The 18564-nt window shown below is 30.1% G+C and carries 18 protein-coding genes and 1 CRISPR repeat array; of the genes, 13 read left to right on the top strand and 5 right to left on the bottom strand.

The window, feature by feature from the left end; translation table 11 throughout:
- From cas4 to cas2, 3 genes are read left to right on the top strand one after another with little or no spacing between them, the layout of a single operon-like run.
- The gene (cas4, locus tag ACY3JM_RS03375) at positions 1-492 is read left to right on the top strand and encodes a CRISPR-associated protein Cas4 (RefSeq protein ID WP_463111799.1); all 492 of its coding nucleotides are present in this window, start codon (positions 1-3) and stop codon (positions 490-492) included.
- Positions 489-1484: a type I-B CRISPR-associated endonuclease Cas1b gene (cas1b, locus tag ACY3JM_RS03370; protein ID WP_463111722.1), complete on the top strand. Its 996-nt coding sequence runs from the start codon at positions 489-491 to the stop codon at positions 1482-1484. Before cas4 ends, cas1b begins: the two co-directional genes overlap by 4 nt.
- Positions 1485-1748: a CRISPR-associated endonuclease Cas2 gene (cas2, locus tag ACY3JM_RS03365; protein ID WP_463082593.1), complete on the top strand. Its 264-nt coding sequence runs from the start codon at positions 1485-1487 to the stop codon at positions 1746-1748. It begins immediately after the preceding gene.
- On the opposite strand, the gene folK is transcribed toward cas2, so the two are convergent.
- From folK to queD, 4 genes are read right to left on the bottom strand one after another with little or no spacing between them, the layout of a single operon-like run.
- Positions 1743-2198, bottom strand: coding sequence for a 2-amino-4-hydroxy-6-hydroxymethyldihydropteridine diphosphokinase (gene folK, locus ACY3JM_RS03360; protein ID WP_463082594.1), 456 nt, complete (start codon positions 2196-2198; stop codon positions 1743-1745). The two genes, cas2 and folK, sit on opposite strands and share 6 nt — an antisense overlap.
- Complete coding sequence (gene folP, locus ACY3JM_RS03355) at positions 2180-3376, bottom strand: dihydropteroate synthase (RefSeq protein ID WP_463082595.1); 1197 nt, start codon at positions 3374-3376, stop codon at positions 2180-2182. The genes folK and folP overlap by 19 nt, the downstream gene beginning before the upstream one ends.
- The gene (gene folE2 / locus ACY3JM_RS03350; RefSeq protein ID WP_463082596.1) at positions 3354-4154 is read right to left on the bottom strand and encodes a GTP cyclohydrolase FolE2; all 801 of its coding nucleotides are present in this window, start codon (positions 4152-4154) and stop codon (positions 3354-3356) included. The genes folP and folE2 overlap by 23 nt, the downstream gene beginning before the upstream one ends.
- Positions 4147-4503, bottom strand: a complete 357-nt coding sequence (gene queD, locus ACY3JM_RS03345; RefSeq protein WP_463082597.1) for a 6-carboxytetrahydropterin synthase QueD — start codon at positions 4501-4503, stop codon at positions 4147-4149. Before queD ends, folE2 begins: the two co-directional genes overlap by 8 nt.
- 485 nt (positions 4504-4988) lie before the next feature.
- Positions 4989-8012: direct repeats of the CRISPR family, unit length 30 nt; unit sequence GTTTGTAGCGTACCTATAAGGGATTGAAAC.
- A 35-nt stretch (positions 8013-8047) separates the two neighbouring features.
- On the opposite strand from queD, the gene ACY3JM_RS03340 reads away from it, so the two are divergent.
- The 10 genes from ACY3JM_RS03340 (at position 8048) to ACY3JM_RS03295 (ending at position 17939) form a co-directional block, all read left to right on the top strand.
- Positions 8048-8332 (top strand): YkvA family protein, encoded by a 285-nt coding sequence (locus ACY3JM_RS03340; RefSeq protein WP_463111798.1) that lies wholly within the window; start codon positions 8048-8050, stop codon positions 8330-8332.
- Between the two features lie 138 nt (positions 8333-8470).
- Positions 8471-8788: a CRISPR-associated ring nuclease Crn3/Csx3 gene (crn3, locus tag ACY3JM_RS03335; protein WP_463111721.1), complete on the top strand. Its 318-nt coding sequence runs from the start codon at positions 8471-8473 to the stop codon at positions 8786-8788.
- Positions 8789-8790: 2 nt separating this feature from the next.
- Positions 8791-11235: a type III-A CRISPR-associated protein Cas10/Csm1 gene (gene cas10 / locus ACY3JM_RS03330; protein WP_463082599.1), complete on the top strand. Its 2445-nt coding sequence runs from the start codon at positions 8791-8793 to the stop codon at positions 11233-11235.
- Positions 11232-11672, top strand: a complete 441-nt coding sequence (gene csm2, locus ACY3JM_RS03325; RefSeq protein WP_463082600.1) for a type III-A CRISPR-associated protein Csm2 — start codon at positions 11232-11234, stop codon at positions 11670-11672. The genes cas10 and csm2 overlap by 4 nt, the downstream gene beginning before the upstream one ends.
- Before the next feature lie 17 nt (positions 11673-11689).
- Entirely contained in the window at positions 11690-12451 is a 762-nt protein-coding gene (csm3, locus tag ACY3JM_RS03320) for a type III-A CRISPR-associated RAMP protein Csm3 (RefSeq protein ID WP_463111720.1), read from the top strand.
- Positions 12441-13466 (top strand): type III-A CRISPR-associated RAMP protein Csm4, encoded by a 1026-nt coding sequence (gene csm4 / locus ACY3JM_RS03315; RefSeq protein WP_463111719.1) that lies wholly within the window; start codon positions 12441-12443, stop codon positions 13464-13466. The genes csm3 and csm4 overlap by 11 nt, the downstream gene beginning before the upstream one ends.
- A gap of 15 nt (positions 13467-13481) precedes the next feature.
- Positions 13482-14534, top strand: coding sequence for a type III-A CRISPR-associated RAMP protein Csm5 (csm5, locus tag ACY3JM_RS03310; protein WP_463082603.1), 1053 nt, complete (start codon positions 13482-13484; stop codon positions 14532-14534).
- Positions 14527-15828, top strand: coding sequence for a hypothetical protein (locus ACY3JM_RS03305; RefSeq protein ID WP_463111718.1), 1302 nt, complete (start codon positions 14527-14529; stop codon positions 15826-15828). Before csm5 ends, ACY3JM_RS03305 begins: the two co-directional genes overlap by 8 nt.
- A 4-nt stretch (positions 15829-15832) precedes the next feature.
- The gene (gene csx2, locus ACY3JM_RS03300; protein ID WP_463111717.1) at positions 15833-17011 is read left to right on the top strand and encodes a TIGR02221 family CRISPR-associated protein; all 1179 of its coding nucleotides are present in this window, start codon (positions 15833-15835) and stop codon (positions 17009-17011) included.
- Between the two features lie 58 nt (positions 17012-17069).
- Positions 17070-17939, top strand: coding sequence for a damage-control phosphatase ARMT1 family protein (locus tag ACY3JM_RS03295; protein WP_463111716.1), 870 nt, complete (start codon positions 17070-17072; stop codon positions 17937-17939).
- Here the strand turns inward: ACY3JM_RS03295 and ACY3JM_RS03290 are convergent.
- Positions 17923-18510, bottom strand: coding sequence for a hypothetical protein (locus tag ACY3JM_RS03290; protein WP_463111715.1), 588 nt, complete (start codon positions 18508-18510; stop codon positions 17923-17925). The two genes, ACY3JM_RS03295 and ACY3JM_RS03290, sit on opposite strands and share 17 nt — an antisense overlap.
- Positions 18511-18564 lie beyond the last annotated feature (54 nt).

Raw genomic sequence — 18564 nt, 5'->3', positions numbered from 1 at the left:
ATTATTACAGGAAGTTTAATTGAGAGTTTCTTAATATGCGAAAGACAAGCATGGCTTATGGCCCATCAAATAACTCCAGACCAAGACCATCCATACTTAGAGCTTGGTAGATTAATAGATGAAGAAAGTTTTACAGACGAAAAGAAAAAAATAAGCTTAGAAAACATGATTATAGACCTTATAAAAACTGAAAATAAAACATTAATTTTAGGAGAGATAAAAAAGAGTTCAAAAGTGCAAGAAATCGCCAAAATTCAACTCGCTTTTTACCTATATTCTCTTAAAAATAACTATGGCATAAAAGCTGATGGATTACTTATATTTCCCAAAGAAAAAAGAAGAGTTAGAGTAGTATTAGACAAAGAATTGGAAGAGAAAATTGAGGACACTATTAAAAGGATCGAGATTGTCATATATAAGGGAAAACCCCCGTTACCCCAAAAAATTCCTTATTGTAAACTCTGTGCATATAGGGAGTTTTGCTGGTCATGAGCGAAAGTATATATATCTTTACCAGTGGAGAATTAAAAAGAAAGCATAACACTATATATTTTGAAACTTCTGATGGTCAGAAAAAATATTTACCAATAGAAAATGTAAGAGATTTGCATATATTTGGTGAAGTAACTTTAAATAAAGAAATATTAGAATATCTATCTCAAAAAGAAATAATTCTTCATTTTTACAATTACTATGAATATTATGTGGGAAGTTTTTATCCAAGGGAGCATTACAATTCAGGATATATGATTCTAAAACAAGCAGAATATTATTTAGATCAAGAAAAAAGACTAGAATTAGCAAAAAGTTTTGTAAAAGGAGCTATTGATAATATAAGAAAGGTTTTAAACTATTATACAAATAGAGGTAAAGATTTATTAAAACCTAAGATACAATCCATAGAAGATTTGGCTGAAGGTATTGAAGGTTGCAAAAAAGTAGATGAAATCATGGGATTAGAAGGTAATATAAGAGATATTTATTATTCTTGTTTCAATGATATTACAGAAAATGAGGATTTCTTCATTAAGGAAAGGACCAAAAGACCACCTTCTAATTATATGAACGCCCTTATAAGTTTTGGAAATTCCCTACTCTACACAGCAATCCTCTCTGAAATATACAAAACCCATTTAGATCCAAGAATAGGATATCTACATGCTACAAACTTCAGAAGATTTTCCCTTAATTTAGATATAGCAGAGATATTCAAACCAATAATTGTGGATAGAATTATCTTTTCTATGGTAAATAAAAAAGAGATAACACCTAAAGATTTTGACGAAAAATTGGAAGGTGTATACCTTAAGGAAAAAGGGATGAAACTCTTTGTGCAAAACTTTGAAGAAAAAATGAAAACTACTATTCAATATAAAGATTTAGGAAAAATCTCTTACAGAAGATTAATAAGATTAGAACTCTATAAACTTGAGAAACATTTATTAGGAGAAGAAAAATATTCTCCTTACATATCTCCTTGGTAAATGTATATAATAATGGTTTATGATGTAAATCAGAAAAGAGTTAATAAAGTACTAAATACAGCAAGAAAGTATTTAGAATGGATACAAAATTCTGTTCTTGAAGGAGAAATTACAGAAGCAAAATATGAAAGACTAAAAAGAGAAATAGAATTAATAATAGATGAGGAAGAAGATTCTGTTATTTTCTACATTATGAGAACCACAAAATATTCGGAAAGACAGATAATAGGAATAGAGAAAAATAAAAGAGAACAGATACTATAAAAGACTTTTATATATATCTAGCACTTTTCTTTTTAAAACTGGATGTATAAAGTCTGGCTCGAGCTCAGAGATAGGTCCCATAACAAAGATCCTATTATGGGCATCAGGATGAGGTATTATTAATTCTTCCGTTTCAATTATTAAATCATCATAAAATATAATATCCAAATCAATATTTCTCGGACCCCATTTAAAAATCCTTTTTCTTCCCAACTCTTCTTCAATTTTTAGCAGAACTTTTAATAAGGAAAATGGATCAAGATTTGTCTCTACCAAACAAACAGCATTTAAAAAACTGTCCTGATCTTTATATCCATAAGGTTCTGTTTCTATTATAGAAGACATTTTTAAAATATTAATTCCTATTTCTTTAATCTTTTCTATAGCTATTTCTATATTTTTTCTTTTATCACCTAAATTACTCCCTAATGCTATGAAGACCTTATGCATTTTATAGCCTCTATAACATCAATTACTCTCTTATTTTCCTTTACATCGTGAACTCTAACAATATCAACATCCTTAAGTGCACAAAGAGCTGTAACTCCAAGAGTACCCTCTAATCTTTCCTCAGGAGGAATATCACCTAAAACTTTTCCTATAAAACTTTTTCTTGAAGCTCCTATTAAAATAGGTTTTTTCAAACTTTTAAATTCAGTTATTCTGGCTAATATTTCTAAATTATCCTCATATCTCTTTCCAAAGCCTATACCCGGATCAATAATTACCTTATCCAGATCAACCCTATATCCCTCTGCATAATTTAATCTTTCTAAGAAAAACTCATATATTTCTTTAATTACATCATCATAATATGGATTTATTTGCATATCCTTAGGTGTACCTTTCATGTGCATTAAAACATAAGGAATTTTATATTCAGAAATAACTTTGACAAGATTATCGTCAAATCTAAACCCACTAATATCATTTATCATATCTGCCCCCAATTCAATTGCTTTTTCAGCTACTCTTGCTCTATAAGTATCCACTGAAATAAAAATATTTGAAAAATTTTCTCTAATTATCTTTACAGCAGGAATAACCCTATTAATTTCTTCCTCTTCATCTACAGGATCAGAGCCAGGTCTTGTTGATTGCCCCCCTATATCAATAATATCTACCTTGTTTTCTATCATATATTTAGCAGTATTTAAAATCTCTTCTAAATTTATCTTACGAGAATTGGCATAAAAAGAATCTGGGGTTACATTTATTATTCCCATTATTAAAGTTCTATCAAAAATTATTTTTCTCTTCCAAGGAGATTCAATATAAGATACTTTATCCTTCTCAAAAAAATTCTTTAAAAGATTATAAACTTTAGGAATATCGAAATAATTGATATTTTCCAATTTTTTAATAAGAATATCATAATGTTTTTTTGTCCCAAGAAGAATTACATCATTTTTGTTTATTCCACAATTAACAACATTTTTATGAACTACAACATCTCCTCCAATAGAAAGCATCTCCTGCTTCAAAATATTGGCAGTAGGAGAAGTAATGTCAAAAATCTTTAATGGAATAATTCTACTTTTTCTTAGAAAAATTGAAAAAGAATCAAAATGAGCTCCTACTTTTTCCATCTCTTTAATTAAAAAATCAAGTGTTAACTCCATTATCATTCTTTAGCCACCCCTTCTCTACACATGCAAAAGCTTCATGATTATGAATACTTTCAAAACTTATTACTTCCACCCTATACCACTCTATTCTTTTATCTTTATCCAAAATAAAAACTATATCTCTTACTACATCTTCTACAAATTTTGGATTATCATATGCCATTTCTGTAATATATTTTTCATCTGGACGTTTTAAAAGAGAATAAATTGGGGCACTTGCAGAACTCTCTGCTATTTCAACTAAATCCTCAAACCATATAAGTTTTTTCGACTTAACTTCTATATTTGCTATAGCTCTTTGATTATGAGCTCCAAATTCGCTTATCTCCTTAGAACAGGGACAAAGAGTATGAATAGGAACTTTTACCCCTACAACCATCTCCAAATCTTCAAAAAGCTCCGCCTCAATTATACATTCTATTTTATTAGGAGACTCCATTTGCGAAATTGGAGCCTTTTTCCATATAAAATAAGGGAAAGTAAGTTTTATATGGCTACTTTCTGCTTTTAACTTTGTCTTAACCTTCTGCAAAATTCTTTCTAAATTTTCAGGTCTAATTACATCAATTTCATTCAACACTTCTACAAACCTACTCATATGTGTACCTCTTAAATCGTGTCTAAGATCCACAGAAAGATCTATTTTTGCTATCGTATATTGGTGCCCTCTCCTTTGATCAAAAACCTTTATGGGATAATAAAAATTCTTAATCCCTACTTTTTTCAGGGATATACCTCTCTCATCTTTTTCATTTTGTACATCTTTTAAATTATCCACCTCTATATATCACTCCACTATCTGATGTTTCCCATATTTGTACCTCATAAAGAGAAAAATTTTTACCTCTTAATTTTCCTTCTAATTTATTCCAAACCCATATAGCTATATTCTCAGCTGTGGGTTGTGAGATTATATCATTTATATAACTATGATCCAGTACATCAATAATTTCCTTTTTCACGATATCCTTTAATTCTACAAAGTCCATAATCATACCTTCCTCATCAGGCTTACCTTCCAAAACTATTACTAATTCATAAGTATGTCCATGTAATCTCTCACACTTTCCTTTATAGCTTACTAAATTGTGAGCTGCATCAAATTTAAATTTTTTAATTAGAAACATTTTTTTACCCTACTCCTTACTTGATTTATATAAACCTCTTAATAAATCTCTATAGATTATACCATTTAAGTCAAAAATTTATAACTTCTCTATATCATCGTAAGTCTAAATTTTTGTTACATAAAAATCTCAATCAAATTAGGCTTATTCATATTTTTTTGAGATTGACAGAAAATGTAATAATTAGGGATAACCTTCTTTTATTGCACAACTTGATTCTTACTAATTTCTTAATGATTTTTTATCTCAAATATTTTCCAAAATAGTTCTTTACTTCATTAGAAAATATTTTAGCTTATTCTTAAAAACTATTTTTACAGTCTACCCCCGATAACCCCAAAACCCTGGGGGATCGACAGAAATATAAATTTTCACATCAAAACCTATTTACATCTAATTTTTCTCATGCTATACTACCAACAAAATTGTAGTGTACCTATAAGGGTAGTAATTTTTAGAGAGATCTTTTTTGGCCCTTTCTTCGGGTTTGTAGCGTACCTATAAGGGATTGAAACACATAATTTTAATATTTTCAGTGTTGACATGTGAAAGGTTTGTAGCGTACCTATAAGGGATTGAAACCTTTTTTCCCATTCTTATCCTCCATAAAGAATGAAAGGTTTGTAGCGTACCTATAAGGGATTGAAACTCGATCGCTTGAATATTACAATATATCTCGTCCTTGCTAGTTTGTAGCGTACCTATAAGGGATTGAAACCCTCCAGTTTTAATTTTTTCATACCGGTCTGGTCTGGTTTGTAGCGTACCTATAAGGGATTGAAACACCGGTCTGGTTCCGGTTTTGACCGGTTTGGTCTGAGTTTGTAGCGTACCTATAAGGGATTGAAACATACCCTCAAAAATATGTCAATACTCGCGAATATAGAGTTTGTAGCGTACCTATAAGGGATTGAAACTCTTCATTTAAAGTTCTAGGATATTCTGTATAAAATGGTTTGTAGCGTACCTATAAGGGATTGAAACTTCGAAAATTCGAATATACATCGAACGCTTGTATATATGTTTGTAGCGTACCTATAAGGGATTGAAACATACCCTCAAAAATATGTCAATACTCGCGAATATAGAGTTTGTAGCGTACCTATAAGGGATTGAAACTTTTTGCCTACCTCCCTTTTTCGATTTTCTGTCATAGGTTTGTAGCGTACCTATAAGGGATTGAAACGAAGCTACACCAGAAACTTATACAAGTACAAAGCATGTTTGTAGCGTACCTATAAGGGATTGAAACTTTTTCTCTCTTTCGCAAATTCGCATATTCGAAAATGTTTGTAGCGTACCTATAAGGGATTGAAACTAGTACAGAAACATGCGCACTGTACAGAACAGATATAGTTTGTAGCGTACCTATAAGGGATTGAAACGTTTTTCTGTTGCGTATCTTCCTTCTTGCGCATTTCAGTTTGTAGCGTACCTATAAGGGATTGAAACAGTGTATTGACATATTTGGGAGGGTATTGACAAAAAGTTTGTAGCGTACCTATAAGGGATTGAAACCTTGCAATCATAGGGAATGCGCGCAAACGCGCATTCCCGTTTGTAGCGTACCTATAAGGGATTGAAACTTCTCTGCCTCTATTACTGTAGCTATGTAGAAACCTGTTTGTAGCGTACCTATAAGGGATTGAAACTTTTTTTCCTCATACTTTCACCTCCAGAATTGTTTTGTTTGTAGCGTACCTATAAGGGATTGAAACCAAAAAACATAGAGTATGATACTCTATTGACAGAAACGTTTGTAGCGTACCTATAAGGGATTGAAACGATAAGGAGGTTGGGAAAATGAGAAAGTATGAATATAGTTTGTAGCGTACCTATAAGGGATTGAAACAAAGATGCGCTACAACACGACTATTACTTGTTGCCAGTTTGTAGCGTACCTATAAGGGATTGAAACTACCGTTTCCTTTAGGCTTGCAGTTCTCTGATGAACTGTTTGTAGCGTACCTATAAGGGATTGAAACGGCTTGCAATTCTCTGACGAACTGCAAGCCATCCTGGTTTGTAGCGTACCTATAAGGGATTGAAACATATCTGCCTCTGTCTCAATTTCTGTGACGATCACATGTTTGTAGCGTACCTATAAGGGATTGAAACCTGTAAGCAGATGGGAAAGGAATCAAAGAGAACCTGGTTTGTAGCGTACCTATAAGGGATTGAAACAGAATATGTAGAGTTGGGGGAATACAAAGTACAAGAGTTTGTAGCGTACCTATAAGGGATTGAAACACTATTGGGATAAATTAAATTGCGATGCACTCCCTGTTTGTAGCGTACCTATAAGGGATTGAAACTTTTTTTCCTCATACTTTCACCTCCAGAATTGTTTTGTTTGTAGCGTACCTATAAGGGATTGAAACCAAAAAACATAGAGTATGATACTCTATTGACAGAAACGTTTGTAGCGTACCTATAAGGGATTGAAACGATAAGGAGGTTGGGAAAATGAGAAAGTATGAATATAGTTTGTAGCGTACCTATAAGGGATTGAAACAAAGATGCGCTACAACACGACTATTACTTGTTGCCAGTTTGTAGCGTACCTATAAGGGATTGAAACTACCGTTTCCTTTAGGCTTGCAGTTCTCTGATGAACTGTTTGTAGCGTACCTATAAGGGATTGAAACGGCTTGCAATTCTCTGACGAACTGCAAGCCATCCTGGTTTGTAGCGTACCTATAAGGGATTGAAACATATCTGCCTCTGTCTCAATTTCTGTGACGATCACATGTTTGTAGCGTACCTATAAGGGATTGAAACCTGTAAGCAGATGGGAAAGGAATCAAAGAGAACCTGGTTTGTAGCGTACCTATAAGGGATTGAAACAGAATATGTAGAGTTGGGGGAATACAAAGTACAAGAGTTTGTAGCGTACCTATAAGGGATTGAAACACTATTGGGATAAATTAAATTGCGATGCACTCCCTGTTTGTAGCGTACCTATAAGGGATTGAAACATAAGAGGTAAATTAAGACGTATGCTCATACTCGATTGTTTGTAGCGTACCTATAAGGGATTGAAACGCACTTTTTCCTTTTTTTTTGGCAAATCTACTACAACGTTTGTAGCGTACCTATAAGGGATTGAAACCATGCCAAGACGGGATACACTTTCTGCCTACTTGTTTGTTTGTAGCGTACCTATAAGGGATTGAAACGATTTCTACAAATCGGAATATGTACAAAAAGAAGTATGTTTGTAGCGTACCTATAAGGGATTGAAACTCTCCTCTCGGGTAGGCTCCCGAGAGGAATCTCCCGGTTTGTAGCGTACCTATAAGGGATTGAAACTTCCTCGAGACTGATAAAAGTCTCGAGGAAGATATCGTTTGTAGCGTACCTATAAGGGATTGAAACTCTTTCTTAAGTGCAATAGCATTTGCTTTATCTTTGGTTTGTAGCGTACCTATAAGGGATTGAAACGCTTGAGCGAAAGCTCAGGCGAAAATCTCAAAAAAGTTTGTAGCGTACCTATAAGGGATTGAAAATGGTATACTGTACATAAAATGAAAGATAAAGCTAAATATTTAAAGAAAAAAAAATTCCAGCGATATTCTTAGCCCTAAAAAGGAAAAACACTCCTTTTATAGCTAAACTATTTGCCCTAATTACTATTACTTATGCTCTCTCTCCTATAGATTTTATTCCTGATTTTATTCCTATAATAGGCTATTTAGATGATTTAGTTATTCTTCCCCTATTAATTTCTCTAACTATAAAGGTAATTCCTAAAAATATAATAGAAGAATGTGAAAAAGGCATAGAAAAAAAAAGAAAATCTCCGCTTAAAAAAGAAATGGTATTTTAGTATTCCAATTATATTTCTATGGAGTGTAATCTTTTTAATAATAATCAAAAAGATATTTCAAAAATGGAAGTAAAATTAACATAAAAATCAATAAGATTTTTGTAAATATTTGTCATTAATGAATAAAAATATGTTAAAATGAAAAACATGGGGGAAAGAGTAATTATAAAAACCGAAGAGGATAAGGAATATACAATTCTCTCCTTTACCCTTAGTGAGAATATAGAACCATCTGTTCTTAGAGAAATAACACCCCCAAAGATTAATTCAAGAAAAGGTTTAATAATAAGTGGAAGAGGTCCTATATGGCTTTATGGCTTTTTAATTCATTATTACCACTCTACTCCATTTATTGCTGTATACGATCCAAGATTAGGAGCTGTTGTTATAGAAACACATGTACCTTCAATAAAAGTGGGGGATGTTTTAGATATCTATATTGATGGGGAGGGATAAACTTGGATGATAAAAAAATTCTGCTTTCCTCTTTATTTCACGATATAGGAAAAGTCTTAGAAAGGACTAAAAAATTTGAAAAACAAGAATTACCCCCAGAATTTCAGAAAATTTCTTATGGACACCCAAGATATTCTGCCTTATTAGTAAGAGTCATAAGAGAAAATTCAGACAAAAATTTTCCCAAGTTTTTAGTTGAAAATCTAACAGAAGAAGTAGAAGATATAGTTTTAAATCATCATAATCCTACTAATGAATACGGACTTATAGTACAAATTGCAGATTGGCTTTCTTCTTCAGAAAGAGAGGAAAAAGAAGAACAAAAAGGAGAGTACACAAATATACCATTATCAGCCCCCTTCAAAAGAATAGACGAAAATGCTGATGATCTTTTTTACCCGTTAACAACTTTAGAAAATATATTCCCTAAAAAAGAAGTAAAAATAGATCCATATGAATATGACAAACTCTTTAATGAATTTCTAAATAAACTCAAATATGTGGAAGATTTTGAACAACTTTTACTTCTTTATGAATATTACTTCTCCAATGTACCTGCTCAAACTGTAGGTTTTGAACCTGATATATCCATATATGATCATTCCAGAATTACAACAGCTCTTTCTCACATTTTATACAAAAATTATACAAATGGAATATTAACAAGAGAAGATTTAGAAAAAATAAAAAAAGGACTGCAATCACAAAAAAGAGATAATACTCAAGACAATATATTTGATAAAAAATTATTTACTTTTATAAACGGAGACCTTTCTGGAATCCAAAGTTTCCTTTTTAACGTCTCTTCAGAAAGGGCTGGCAGAATGTTAAAAGGAAAATCCATATTTTTAGATCTATTAACAAGATATTCGGCAAAATATATTCTTGAAAATACAGGATTTTCTCAGGTAAATGCTATATACATTGGAGGAGGTAATTTTGAACTTTTATTATCATACATTCCTGAAGATATCTTAAAAAAACTTAGATCTTTTATTATAGAAAATTTGTGGAAACTTCTTGAAGAAGACTTATATCTTGGTATTGAATGGAGTTACCTTTCTATAAACGACTTATTTAACTTTATTGAGAAAAAAAGAGAACTTAAAGATAAATTAGAGATAAGAAAAAAGAGTAGATTTAAAGAAATTGAAAATTTTTATGATCTAATCATCAGTCCCAAAAACGAAGATATTAAAGAAAGAGAACACTGTACAGTATGCGGTAAAAGAAAAATAGAAGATGCAAGTCCACAAGAAAGATGGTGTAGCACATGTAAATCTTTTATAGAGTTAGCCAATAAAGCCATAGAATCAGAATATCTCATAGAAGAAAAAATAGAAATAAATAAAAACTATCCTGAATCAGTATTTGATTTTTTTGAAACACTTGGCTATTCTTTATCTTTTTCCGAAGATCCTTTTAAATCTAAAAACACAAGAATATATAAACTTGAAGACATATCTATAGACAAAAATTTCATTCCTCATGGATTTCTTTTAGGCAGTTATCGAATAGAAATTACTGACTTTGAAAAAATAGCAAAAAGTAACATAAAAAAGATAGATAGTGAAGAATATGGTGATAAAAAACTTGCCTACTTAAAAATGGATGCAGACAACATGGGCTCTATATTCAAAGAACTTTCTGAAAAAGAAAAAGAACGAATCAAGAACAAAGAAACAACTATCTCCCTAACAAGATATGGTATATTGAGTAGAAGGATAGAATTATTTTTTGAAAAAGAAGTACTCAATTTAATAAAAGAATGTCAAAAACAAAAAGAAAATCAGACATCAGAAAAGGACAAAAAAGGATACATATATCCAGTATTTATAGGAGGAGATGATCTATTCATTATTGGTACATATGATGAAATAAATGAACTTGCATTAAAAATACACTCAAAATACAAAGAATATACAGGTTCTAAAAATGTATTCACAATATCAGGAAGTATATACTACTTGCCAGATAATTTCCCCCTAATAAGAGGAGCATCGTTAATAGAAGAAGGTTTAGAAAAGGCTAAAAGTTTTAAATATCCTGAAGAAGAAAAGCCTCAAAAAGGAAAGATATGTATAGAGGAAGACATATTAACCTATAGGGAATTTGAAGAAGCCTTGAAAATTTCTGAAAAATTAACAAAAGGAATTTTAAAAATGAGTAAAGAAAAATACTCAAGAGCTGTTATTTCAAAAATTCAAAGATCTATAAAAGGCTTTAATCCTCTTCTCGAAGCAAGCTTAAAAGGTAAGATAAGCCCTCCTGCAATATGGAGATTTATGTATTATTTAAGAGATTATAAAGATTTAGCAGAGAACTTATCTAAGATTCTTCTCACTAATCTCTTTGAAAGGGGGGAAGAAAAGATAAGAAATCCAAGATTAATAATAGTTGCTACTAAAATAGCCAAAATGAAAACAAGAAGGGGGCGTGAACAATGAATAACAATCCAATAAAAGAGAATAAATCTCTTGAATCTATATGGAAAGAAAACGTAACAAAAAAATTAGAGCAAAGTTTTTCAAACAAAATTTTAAACTTCGATAACTTGGAATTAGAAGAATTTAAAAAATTCAATAAACAAATACAAGATTATATGCAAGAAAGAGCCTCTAATATCACATCATCAAAGTTAAGAAAAATCTTTGAAATTATTAAAAAAGCCAAGTCTGTTACAGATCTTGTAATGGCTCTACCTTACTTAGCCTACTTAGTAGGAAGAGAAGATAGTAAATCCAAAAAAGAGGCTCTAGGTGAGATCTATATACTATTAAAAGAACCAATAATGCAGGCTACAGATGACAAAACCCATGTTAAAAATATTCAAAAATTTATGGAAACCCTTGTAGCATACCAGAAATTCTATGGTAAAGATTAATTTAAGGGGGGAGAATAATGAATAAATTCATAGGTAAATTATTTATAGAAGGTGAGATAACCTTAGTTACAGGCTTACACATAGGTGGATCTAAAGAAACAGGAGAGATTGGTGGACTTGATAACCCTGTAATTAAAACAGTCAAAGGTGTTCCTTACATACCCGGTTCTTCTCTAAAAGGTAAAATTAGATGTCTTCTTGAAAGAAAACATTTAAATTTAGAGAATGGTGATCCATGCGGTTGTGGTAAAGAAAATTGTGTAATTTGCAATCTTTTTGGTTCTCACTCAGCAAGAAATAAAACCTTAACCCGTTTAATTGTCAGAGATTCCTTCTTAGATGAAGAACATTTTAGAAAGGAATTTGGAGAGATATTAGAGGGTGAGTATACAGAAGAAAAAACTGAAAATATTATAGATAGAATAAGGGGTACAGCTTTACATCCAAGAACTATGGAGAGAGTTCCCGCAGGAGCAAGATTTAAATTCTCAAGTGCAATAAGTTTTTACGAAAAAGACAACATAAAAGAGTTAACTACTAGATTTATAGAAGGTTTAAGATTGCTGGAAGATGATTATCTGGGAGGAAGTGGCACCAGAGGTTATGGACAAATCAAATTTGAAAACCTTAATTTTTATGTAAAAAATGTTAACTCTTATATTGGAGATAATAAAAAGCAGCCTATCAACACAAACATAAAATCTTTAAGTGATATAGATATTAGCAAATTAATTGAAGAATTAGAAAGACAAATGAAGGTGAAAAAGAATGAGAGTTGAAATTTATAAGCTTTTTAGAGAAGGACCTATCGTATTACATATAGGGCTTAGAAGAATGGATAGAACCTCTCATTTAATTCACTCAGATACCCTTTTTTCTGCTCTTAGTAATTCATTATTTAAAATATTTGATGAGAATAAATTTAAGGAATTTGAAGAGAAATTAATAATTTCATCAGTATTTCCTGGATTAAAAGGACCTTCAAAAGATATACTTTTCTTACCAATGCCCAATATTCCCCTAAAACTAGAAGAAGATAAAGATCACAAAAAGTTTAAGAGATTTCAATGGATTTCTTGGAATGGGCTAAAAGAATTACTTAAAAATTACGATAAAGACAATGAAATAATCTATTTAAAGACAATAGAAAACTTAAAACCTATGAACTCAAAATTCTTAATCTCTAAAGAAGAATACGAAGAACTAAAAGAATTTAGGGAAAAAGATGAAAATATTATATTTATGGAAACAAATTTGGAGCCTAAAGTTTCTATACCAAGAGTTCCAACAATATCTGAAGAAAGAACACAAGGACTATATTTTCAAGAAAATTTAGAATTTTTTACTATCACTACTTCTACAGGAAAGAAACTTAAACCTTTTCTATATTTTCTAAAAACTAAAGATGATTCATTAAATGAAATATTTATTCCCGCCTTAAATCTTTTCATAGAGGAAGGTATTGGTGGGGAAAGAAGTACTGGAAAAGGACAATTTGACTTCTATGAAAAAGATGAATTAGATCTTCCAGATGATGGGGATTTTGAAATTACATTATCTCTAAGCTCGCCAAGAAAGGAAGAAGTAAACAATATTATATATTTTAATTTGGTAAAAAGGGATGGATTTATATATTATCAAAAACCAACAGGATATAGAAAAAAGACCCACTTCAAAATAGGAGAAGGATCCCTGGTAAGGACACCTTACAGAGGAGAAAATATAGATGTATCGCCAATAAAAGATATGAGAGTTATCTCCTATGGGAAATCTATTGGCTGGAAATTTTCATGAGGAAGGGGATTAAATATGAAGGTTAAAATAAAAACTATAACCCCTACTTTAATAAGAAGTGGTGAAGAGCTTTCCAATGTAACAGATTGTGTTATACAAGAAAATGAACTAAAAATAATAGATAAGGAAAAACTCTTAAATATATTTAAAGGAAAAGACCCCAAATCTTTTGTGGTTGAGCTTTCAAATACTATAATTAACGAAAAAAGAACTATCTATGATTTTCTAAATAACAAAAAAATTAACATAGATCAAGTAACAAAGTATACTCTTAAAGTTAAAAGCAAAATAGATCCTTTTGAGAGAAGAAGCATATATATGCCAATAACTACAGGAAATAAAGCATACATTCCAGGAAGTACTTTAAAAGGAATCATTAGAAGTGCTTTACTATTTTACTATTTTGAGAATCTAAGCAAAGAACAAAAACAACTTGATATAACCCAAAAAGAAATTGATAAGGCTTTAAGAGATGATCCATATGATCCATCTACAGACATAATGAAGTATATAATAGTAAAAGATACATCTAGTATTCCAATTACAGACTTAGAAGTCTATAAAATAGAAAGATTACCCCATAAAAAACTTTCTCAATACATCTTAGCAATACCAGGATCAAAAGAGTTTTATACAGAGATAAAGTTTAATATCTATAATAAAAATCTTCCTAATTTTTGGAATAAATTTTTTGAGAATAAAGATGATAACCTTTGGAAAGCTTTAAAAAATTATTCCCTATTATTAGTTAAAAAGGAAATAGAAATCTTAGAAAGATTAAAAAACAAAACTCAAGAAAATAAGGACCTATTTAATAACCTCATAGAACATTATAAAAAAATAGAAGAAAGATTGGAGAACAATAAAGTTGTTTATATTCCTATAGGATTCGGTAAAACTTATTATTTTAATTCCTTAGGATACTTTTTACCGGAAAGTGTTTTGAAAGATAAAGTAATAACAAAAAGAAATATATTACCAAAATTTTTCCCATCCACAAGATGGGCTTTAAAGTTAGGAGAAAAATATTACCCCTTAGGATGGTGTGTATTAGTAAGAGATGAGTAAATTAATATGTGCTCTTGTACCCAAGGGCGGAAACGAATATATCTATCATTTTAATGATAATAAAACCTCCAACAAAAAATCCTTTAAAGGGAATTCTACTATTGGAGCAATAACCCAATATCTTATCTCCCAAAATGAAGAATTTAAAATTCTCCTTTTAAGACCTGCATCCATTGACAAATACGAAGAAGAAAAGTTAATATCAGAACTTTTACAATATAACGTTCCTAAGGAAAATATTAAATGTGTTGAAGTTCCTGTAAAAGGAAATTATGAAAGTAAAAAATTCAATCTGAATAATCATATCATTACTGCAGATATTGCTTTTTTAGCAATACAAGATAGTACCGATGATGAAATAAGAGAAATAATTTTGGATGTATCAAGAGGACTAAATTTTCAGATTTTAGTTATCGTGGATGCATATAGAAGATTTCTTGTAGCTCAGCAAGCCAAAAACTATATTGATAAAGCTAAATGCCCAAAATTTTATTATGTATATCTTACTCCAGTGAATCTAAAGGAACAAGAGTATGAAGTAACCTTCGAGGAAACAAAAACACCTTTTTTCGTAGATTATTTTAAAAATGTAAACAAACTTCCTTTTAAATTTGACACAGATTACTACCCAGAATCTCTTCTCCTTTATCAAGAATTTAACTTCATTAAAGAAATAATTTCTTGTGTTAATGAATGTATATCTGCCATAAAAAAGGGATTTGCATTAGCCTTTCTTACCATAATAAATTGGAATAATATTGAAAAATTACTGAACCTATCCTATGAAAAAATTACTTTGAAAAGAATAAAAGAACTAATTGAGACCTTCTCAATAGAAAAAGATAATACTAAAGAAATAAAATTATGTATGGAATACTCTTTGGGAAATTTGTGGATCTACATTTATCTTCTTGAAACCTTTTATAAAATATATAAGGAATATGAAAACAAAATATATATAGAAGAACATAGAAAATGGGTAAAAATAGATACTCTAAAAAACTTTAACGAAAAGATAATCAAGAATCTTTTTAATGAATCCAGCGCATATACTTTACTTGATAACGAGTTAGAAAACTTCAAGAGGATATTTGAAAAAGGCGAAAAAGAAAGAAAATACCCTTCTTCAAATTTAGAAAGAAATTTTAATGCTCATGCTGGACTACTATACGAATTTATAGATCAAGATTATAAAAATTTAAGATTATCTTACAAATTAGGAGAAATTCTTGACAAAGATCATAAAAAGAAAATAGAAGATTACATAAAAGACTTTTTAAAAGTTTACACATAAAAAAATGAAAAACATACTTCTTTCTATCATAGGAATTGGTAGAAATCAAAGTGGAAAAGGGTACATAAAGACAAAATATAAATTTGAGAATGGACAAACCTACGAGACTGCTTTTTTTGGATCTGCTCTTTATCGATACTTATTTAATGAGAAGAATATAGATAAGTGGTATATCTTTGGAACAGACAAATCGTCGTGGTCTGAAATTATCGATACTATAGATGAAGATTATAAAAATAATTTAGAAGAACTATATTATAAAGTATGGGATGAAGAAAGATCTGGAATATCGAAAAACACTCTAAACGAGTGGCAAGAAAAACTTTCTAACTACATACCAGGTATAGAGCTAATAAATATAGACCCTTTAGATTACAAATTTTATGTAGAATTTTTAATAAAAAATCTCCCTGATGACGAGCTTTACATAATATTGGATATTACCCATGGTTATAGATTTATGCCATTTATCCTTAGTTTCTCTATAATGTACATAAAAAATTTTAAAAAGATCGTGGACTTAGATATATATTATGGAGCCCTGGAAATGAAAGGAGACGAAGCACCTGTCATAAAAATAGATTTTATAAATGAATTATTCAAATTGACCACATCTTATGAAATTTATAAATATTCAGGCTATTTTCCAGAAATCCTTAAAAATCTTGGTATTCAAAATACGGAAAATACATATTTTCAAATAGAGATGAACTGGAGACCCCAAAAAGAATTAAAAGAAATTACTGCAAAATTGGACAATATTGAAGAAAGCTATAAAACATTATGTGCAGAAAATATAAAGAAAGAATTACAACCTCTTCTTGAAAAGGAACTCTTAGAAGATCGAATGATAGAAAGAGCAAAATATTTTTTTGAGAAAAATCAATATCTGAAAAGCCTCATTTTGATATATGAAGCTATAACTATACGCATGCTAAAAAGATTAGGGATTACTAAAATTCATGATATACCCAACAGAAAAGAATTCTTAAGAGATAAAATTCCACAAATATTAAAAGAAAAATGGATGCAAGATAATTTTAAAATTTTAGAAGGAGTAAGAAATAGTGCTGTACATGGAAATATAAGAGACTCCTCTTTATATCAACATATAAAAGATAGAGAAAAATTTTCTGAACTTTTTAAATCATCATTAATTCTTTATGAAAAACTAAAAAAATAATCCTTTTAAAATTACTTTAATTGACTTTTATTTCACAATTAAGTAAAAAATAAATGCTATGTGGACAAAATTAGATTGCTATCCTTGCTTTTTAAAACAAGCTCTTTCTGCATTGAAAAGAGCCAATTTATCTGAAGAAAAAAAGATTGAGATAATAAGAAAAGCTGCTGAGTATATATCTACTTTATCTCCTACAGAATCACCAGCCTACAATACTTACCTTACATTTAAAAAAATCTATGAGATGGCAAATCTTAAAGATCCCTATTATGAGGAAAAGAAACATTACAATAACTTAGCCCTTAAGCTATATGATACCCTTAAAAATATTGTAGAAACTTCTGAAGACCCCCTCTATACAGCTATAAAGGTTGCAATATCTGGAAATATTATTGATCTTGGCATTCTTGATATATCCAAATTAAATTTAAGGGAATATATTAAAGATATCATAAATACACCTCTTGCTATAGATCATTATCACTATTTTAAACAAGAATTGGAAAAAACAGATGAGATTCTTTATCTTTTGGATAATGCAGGTGAAATAGTATTTGATAAAATTCTGATAGAAGAATTATCTAAAACAAAATTTATCATAAGTGTGGCAAATGAATACCCTATAATAAATGATGCCATACTCGAAGATGTAATAGAGGTTGGACTTAATAAGTACTCTAAAGTAATTACCACAGGATCAGGATCTGTAGGAAAGCCACCTGAGCTTGGATCCAATGAATATCAAGATATCTTTTATAATGCAAAATTAATAATATCGAAAGGGCAAGCCAATTATGAGGGATTAGAAGGAAGAGGCTACAATATATTCTTCCTTCTTAAGGCAAAATGTGAAATTGTAGCAAAGAATTTAGGTGTAGATGAAGGTGATTCAGTATTTTTATACGAAAAAGCTAATCAAAAGAGATAATAGCAAGAGATCTATCCAAAACTAAATTATATACTTTATCTCCAACAAAAACCCTTACAAAATAATAACTATTTTTTACTTCCACCTCTACTTGAACATCTTCCTCCTTTATTATTCCTTTAACCTTCATAAAATCTTTAATTACATCATTGATATTATCCTTTGAAACCTCTCCTACTCTATCCACTTCTCTTATTACATAGCCTGCTCCTCCCTCATCTCCTACAAACTCTACAGTAGCATAGATAAGATCTAAAGGTCTCAAATAATAACATAAAAGTAGATTTCTATTTTCAGTAAGAAGAAAAACCTTAGGATCAATATTTTTCAAAGAATAGGGAACAGCTAAAATCAAGTCTCCTTCTTTAACAAAATTTTTATATCCTTCTACTGATCTACTTTCTAATACTTCTAACACTAATTCCACATATGGAAATTTACCTAAGATTACACTTTTTACTCTTGCCAAAATCAAACTTTTATTTTCAATAATCGGCATACCTTGAGCAAAAGTATATTCCCAAAGCAAAAAGACACTCAAAACCATAATTATAAATCTTATTGTGTTCATTTCATTATACCCCCTTAATTTTACAAGCCCAAAAACCATAATTTTATTATATAA

This window comes from Dictyoglomus sp. SSW, assembly GCF_055181335.1.
Note: the sequence above shows the minus strand (reverse complement) of the source record. Positions and strands in the feature narration are given on the sequence as shown.

Excerpts from the sequence above, each read along its gene's own strand:
- cas1b (WP_463111722.1), top strand. The coding sequence starts at position 489 with ATGAGCGAAAGTATATATATCTTTACCAGTGGAGAATTAAAAAGAAAG.
- cas2 (WP_463082593.1), top strand. The coding sequence starts at position 1,485 with ATGTATATAATAATGGTTTATGATGTAAATCAGAAAAGAGTTAATAAA.
- folK (WP_463082594.1), bottom strand. The coding sequence starts at position 2,198 with ATGCATAAGGTCTTCATAGCATTAGGGAGTAATTTAGGTGATAAAAGA.
- folP (WP_463082595.1), bottom strand. The coding sequence starts at position 3,376 with ATGATAATGGAGTTAACACTTGATTTTTTAATTAAAGAGATGGAAAAA.
- queD (WP_463082597.1), bottom strand. The coding sequence starts at position 4,503 with ATGTTTCTAATTAAAAAATTTAAATTTGATGCAGCTCACAATTTAGTA.
- crn3 (WP_463111721.1), top strand. The coding sequence starts at position 8,471 with ATGAAAAACATGGGGGAAAGAGTAATTATAAAAACCGAAGAGGATAAG.
- csm2 (WP_463082600.1), top strand. The coding sequence starts at position 11,232 with ATGAATAACAATCCAATAAAAGAGAATAAATCTCTTGAATCTATATGG.
- csm3 (WP_463111720.1), top strand. The coding sequence starts at position 11,690 with ATGAATAAATTCATAGGTAAATTATTTATAGAAGGTGAGATAACCTTA.
- csm4 (WP_463111719.1), top strand. The coding sequence starts at position 12,441 with ATGAGAGTTGAAATTTATAAGCTTTTTAGAGAAGGACCTATCGTATTA.
- csm5 (WP_463082603.1), top strand. The coding sequence starts at position 13,482 with ATGAAGGTTAAAATAAAAACTATAACCCCTACTTTAATAAGAAGTGGT.
- ACY3JM_RS03305 (WP_463111718.1), top strand. The coding sequence starts at position 14,527 with ATGAGTAAATTAATATGTGCTCTTGTACCCAAGGGCGGAAACGAATAT.
- csx2 (WP_463111717.1), top strand. The coding sequence starts at position 15,833 with ATGAAAAACATACTTCTTTCTATCATAGGAATTGGTAGAAATCAAAGT.
- ACY3JM_RS03295 (WP_463111716.1), top strand. The coding sequence starts at position 17,070 with ATGTGGACAAAATTAGATTGCTATCCTTGCTTTTTAAAACAAGCTCTT.
- ACY3JM_RS03290 (WP_463111715.1), bottom strand. The coding sequence starts at position 18,510 with ATGAACACAATAAGATTTATAATTATGGTTTTGAGTGTCTTTTTGCTT.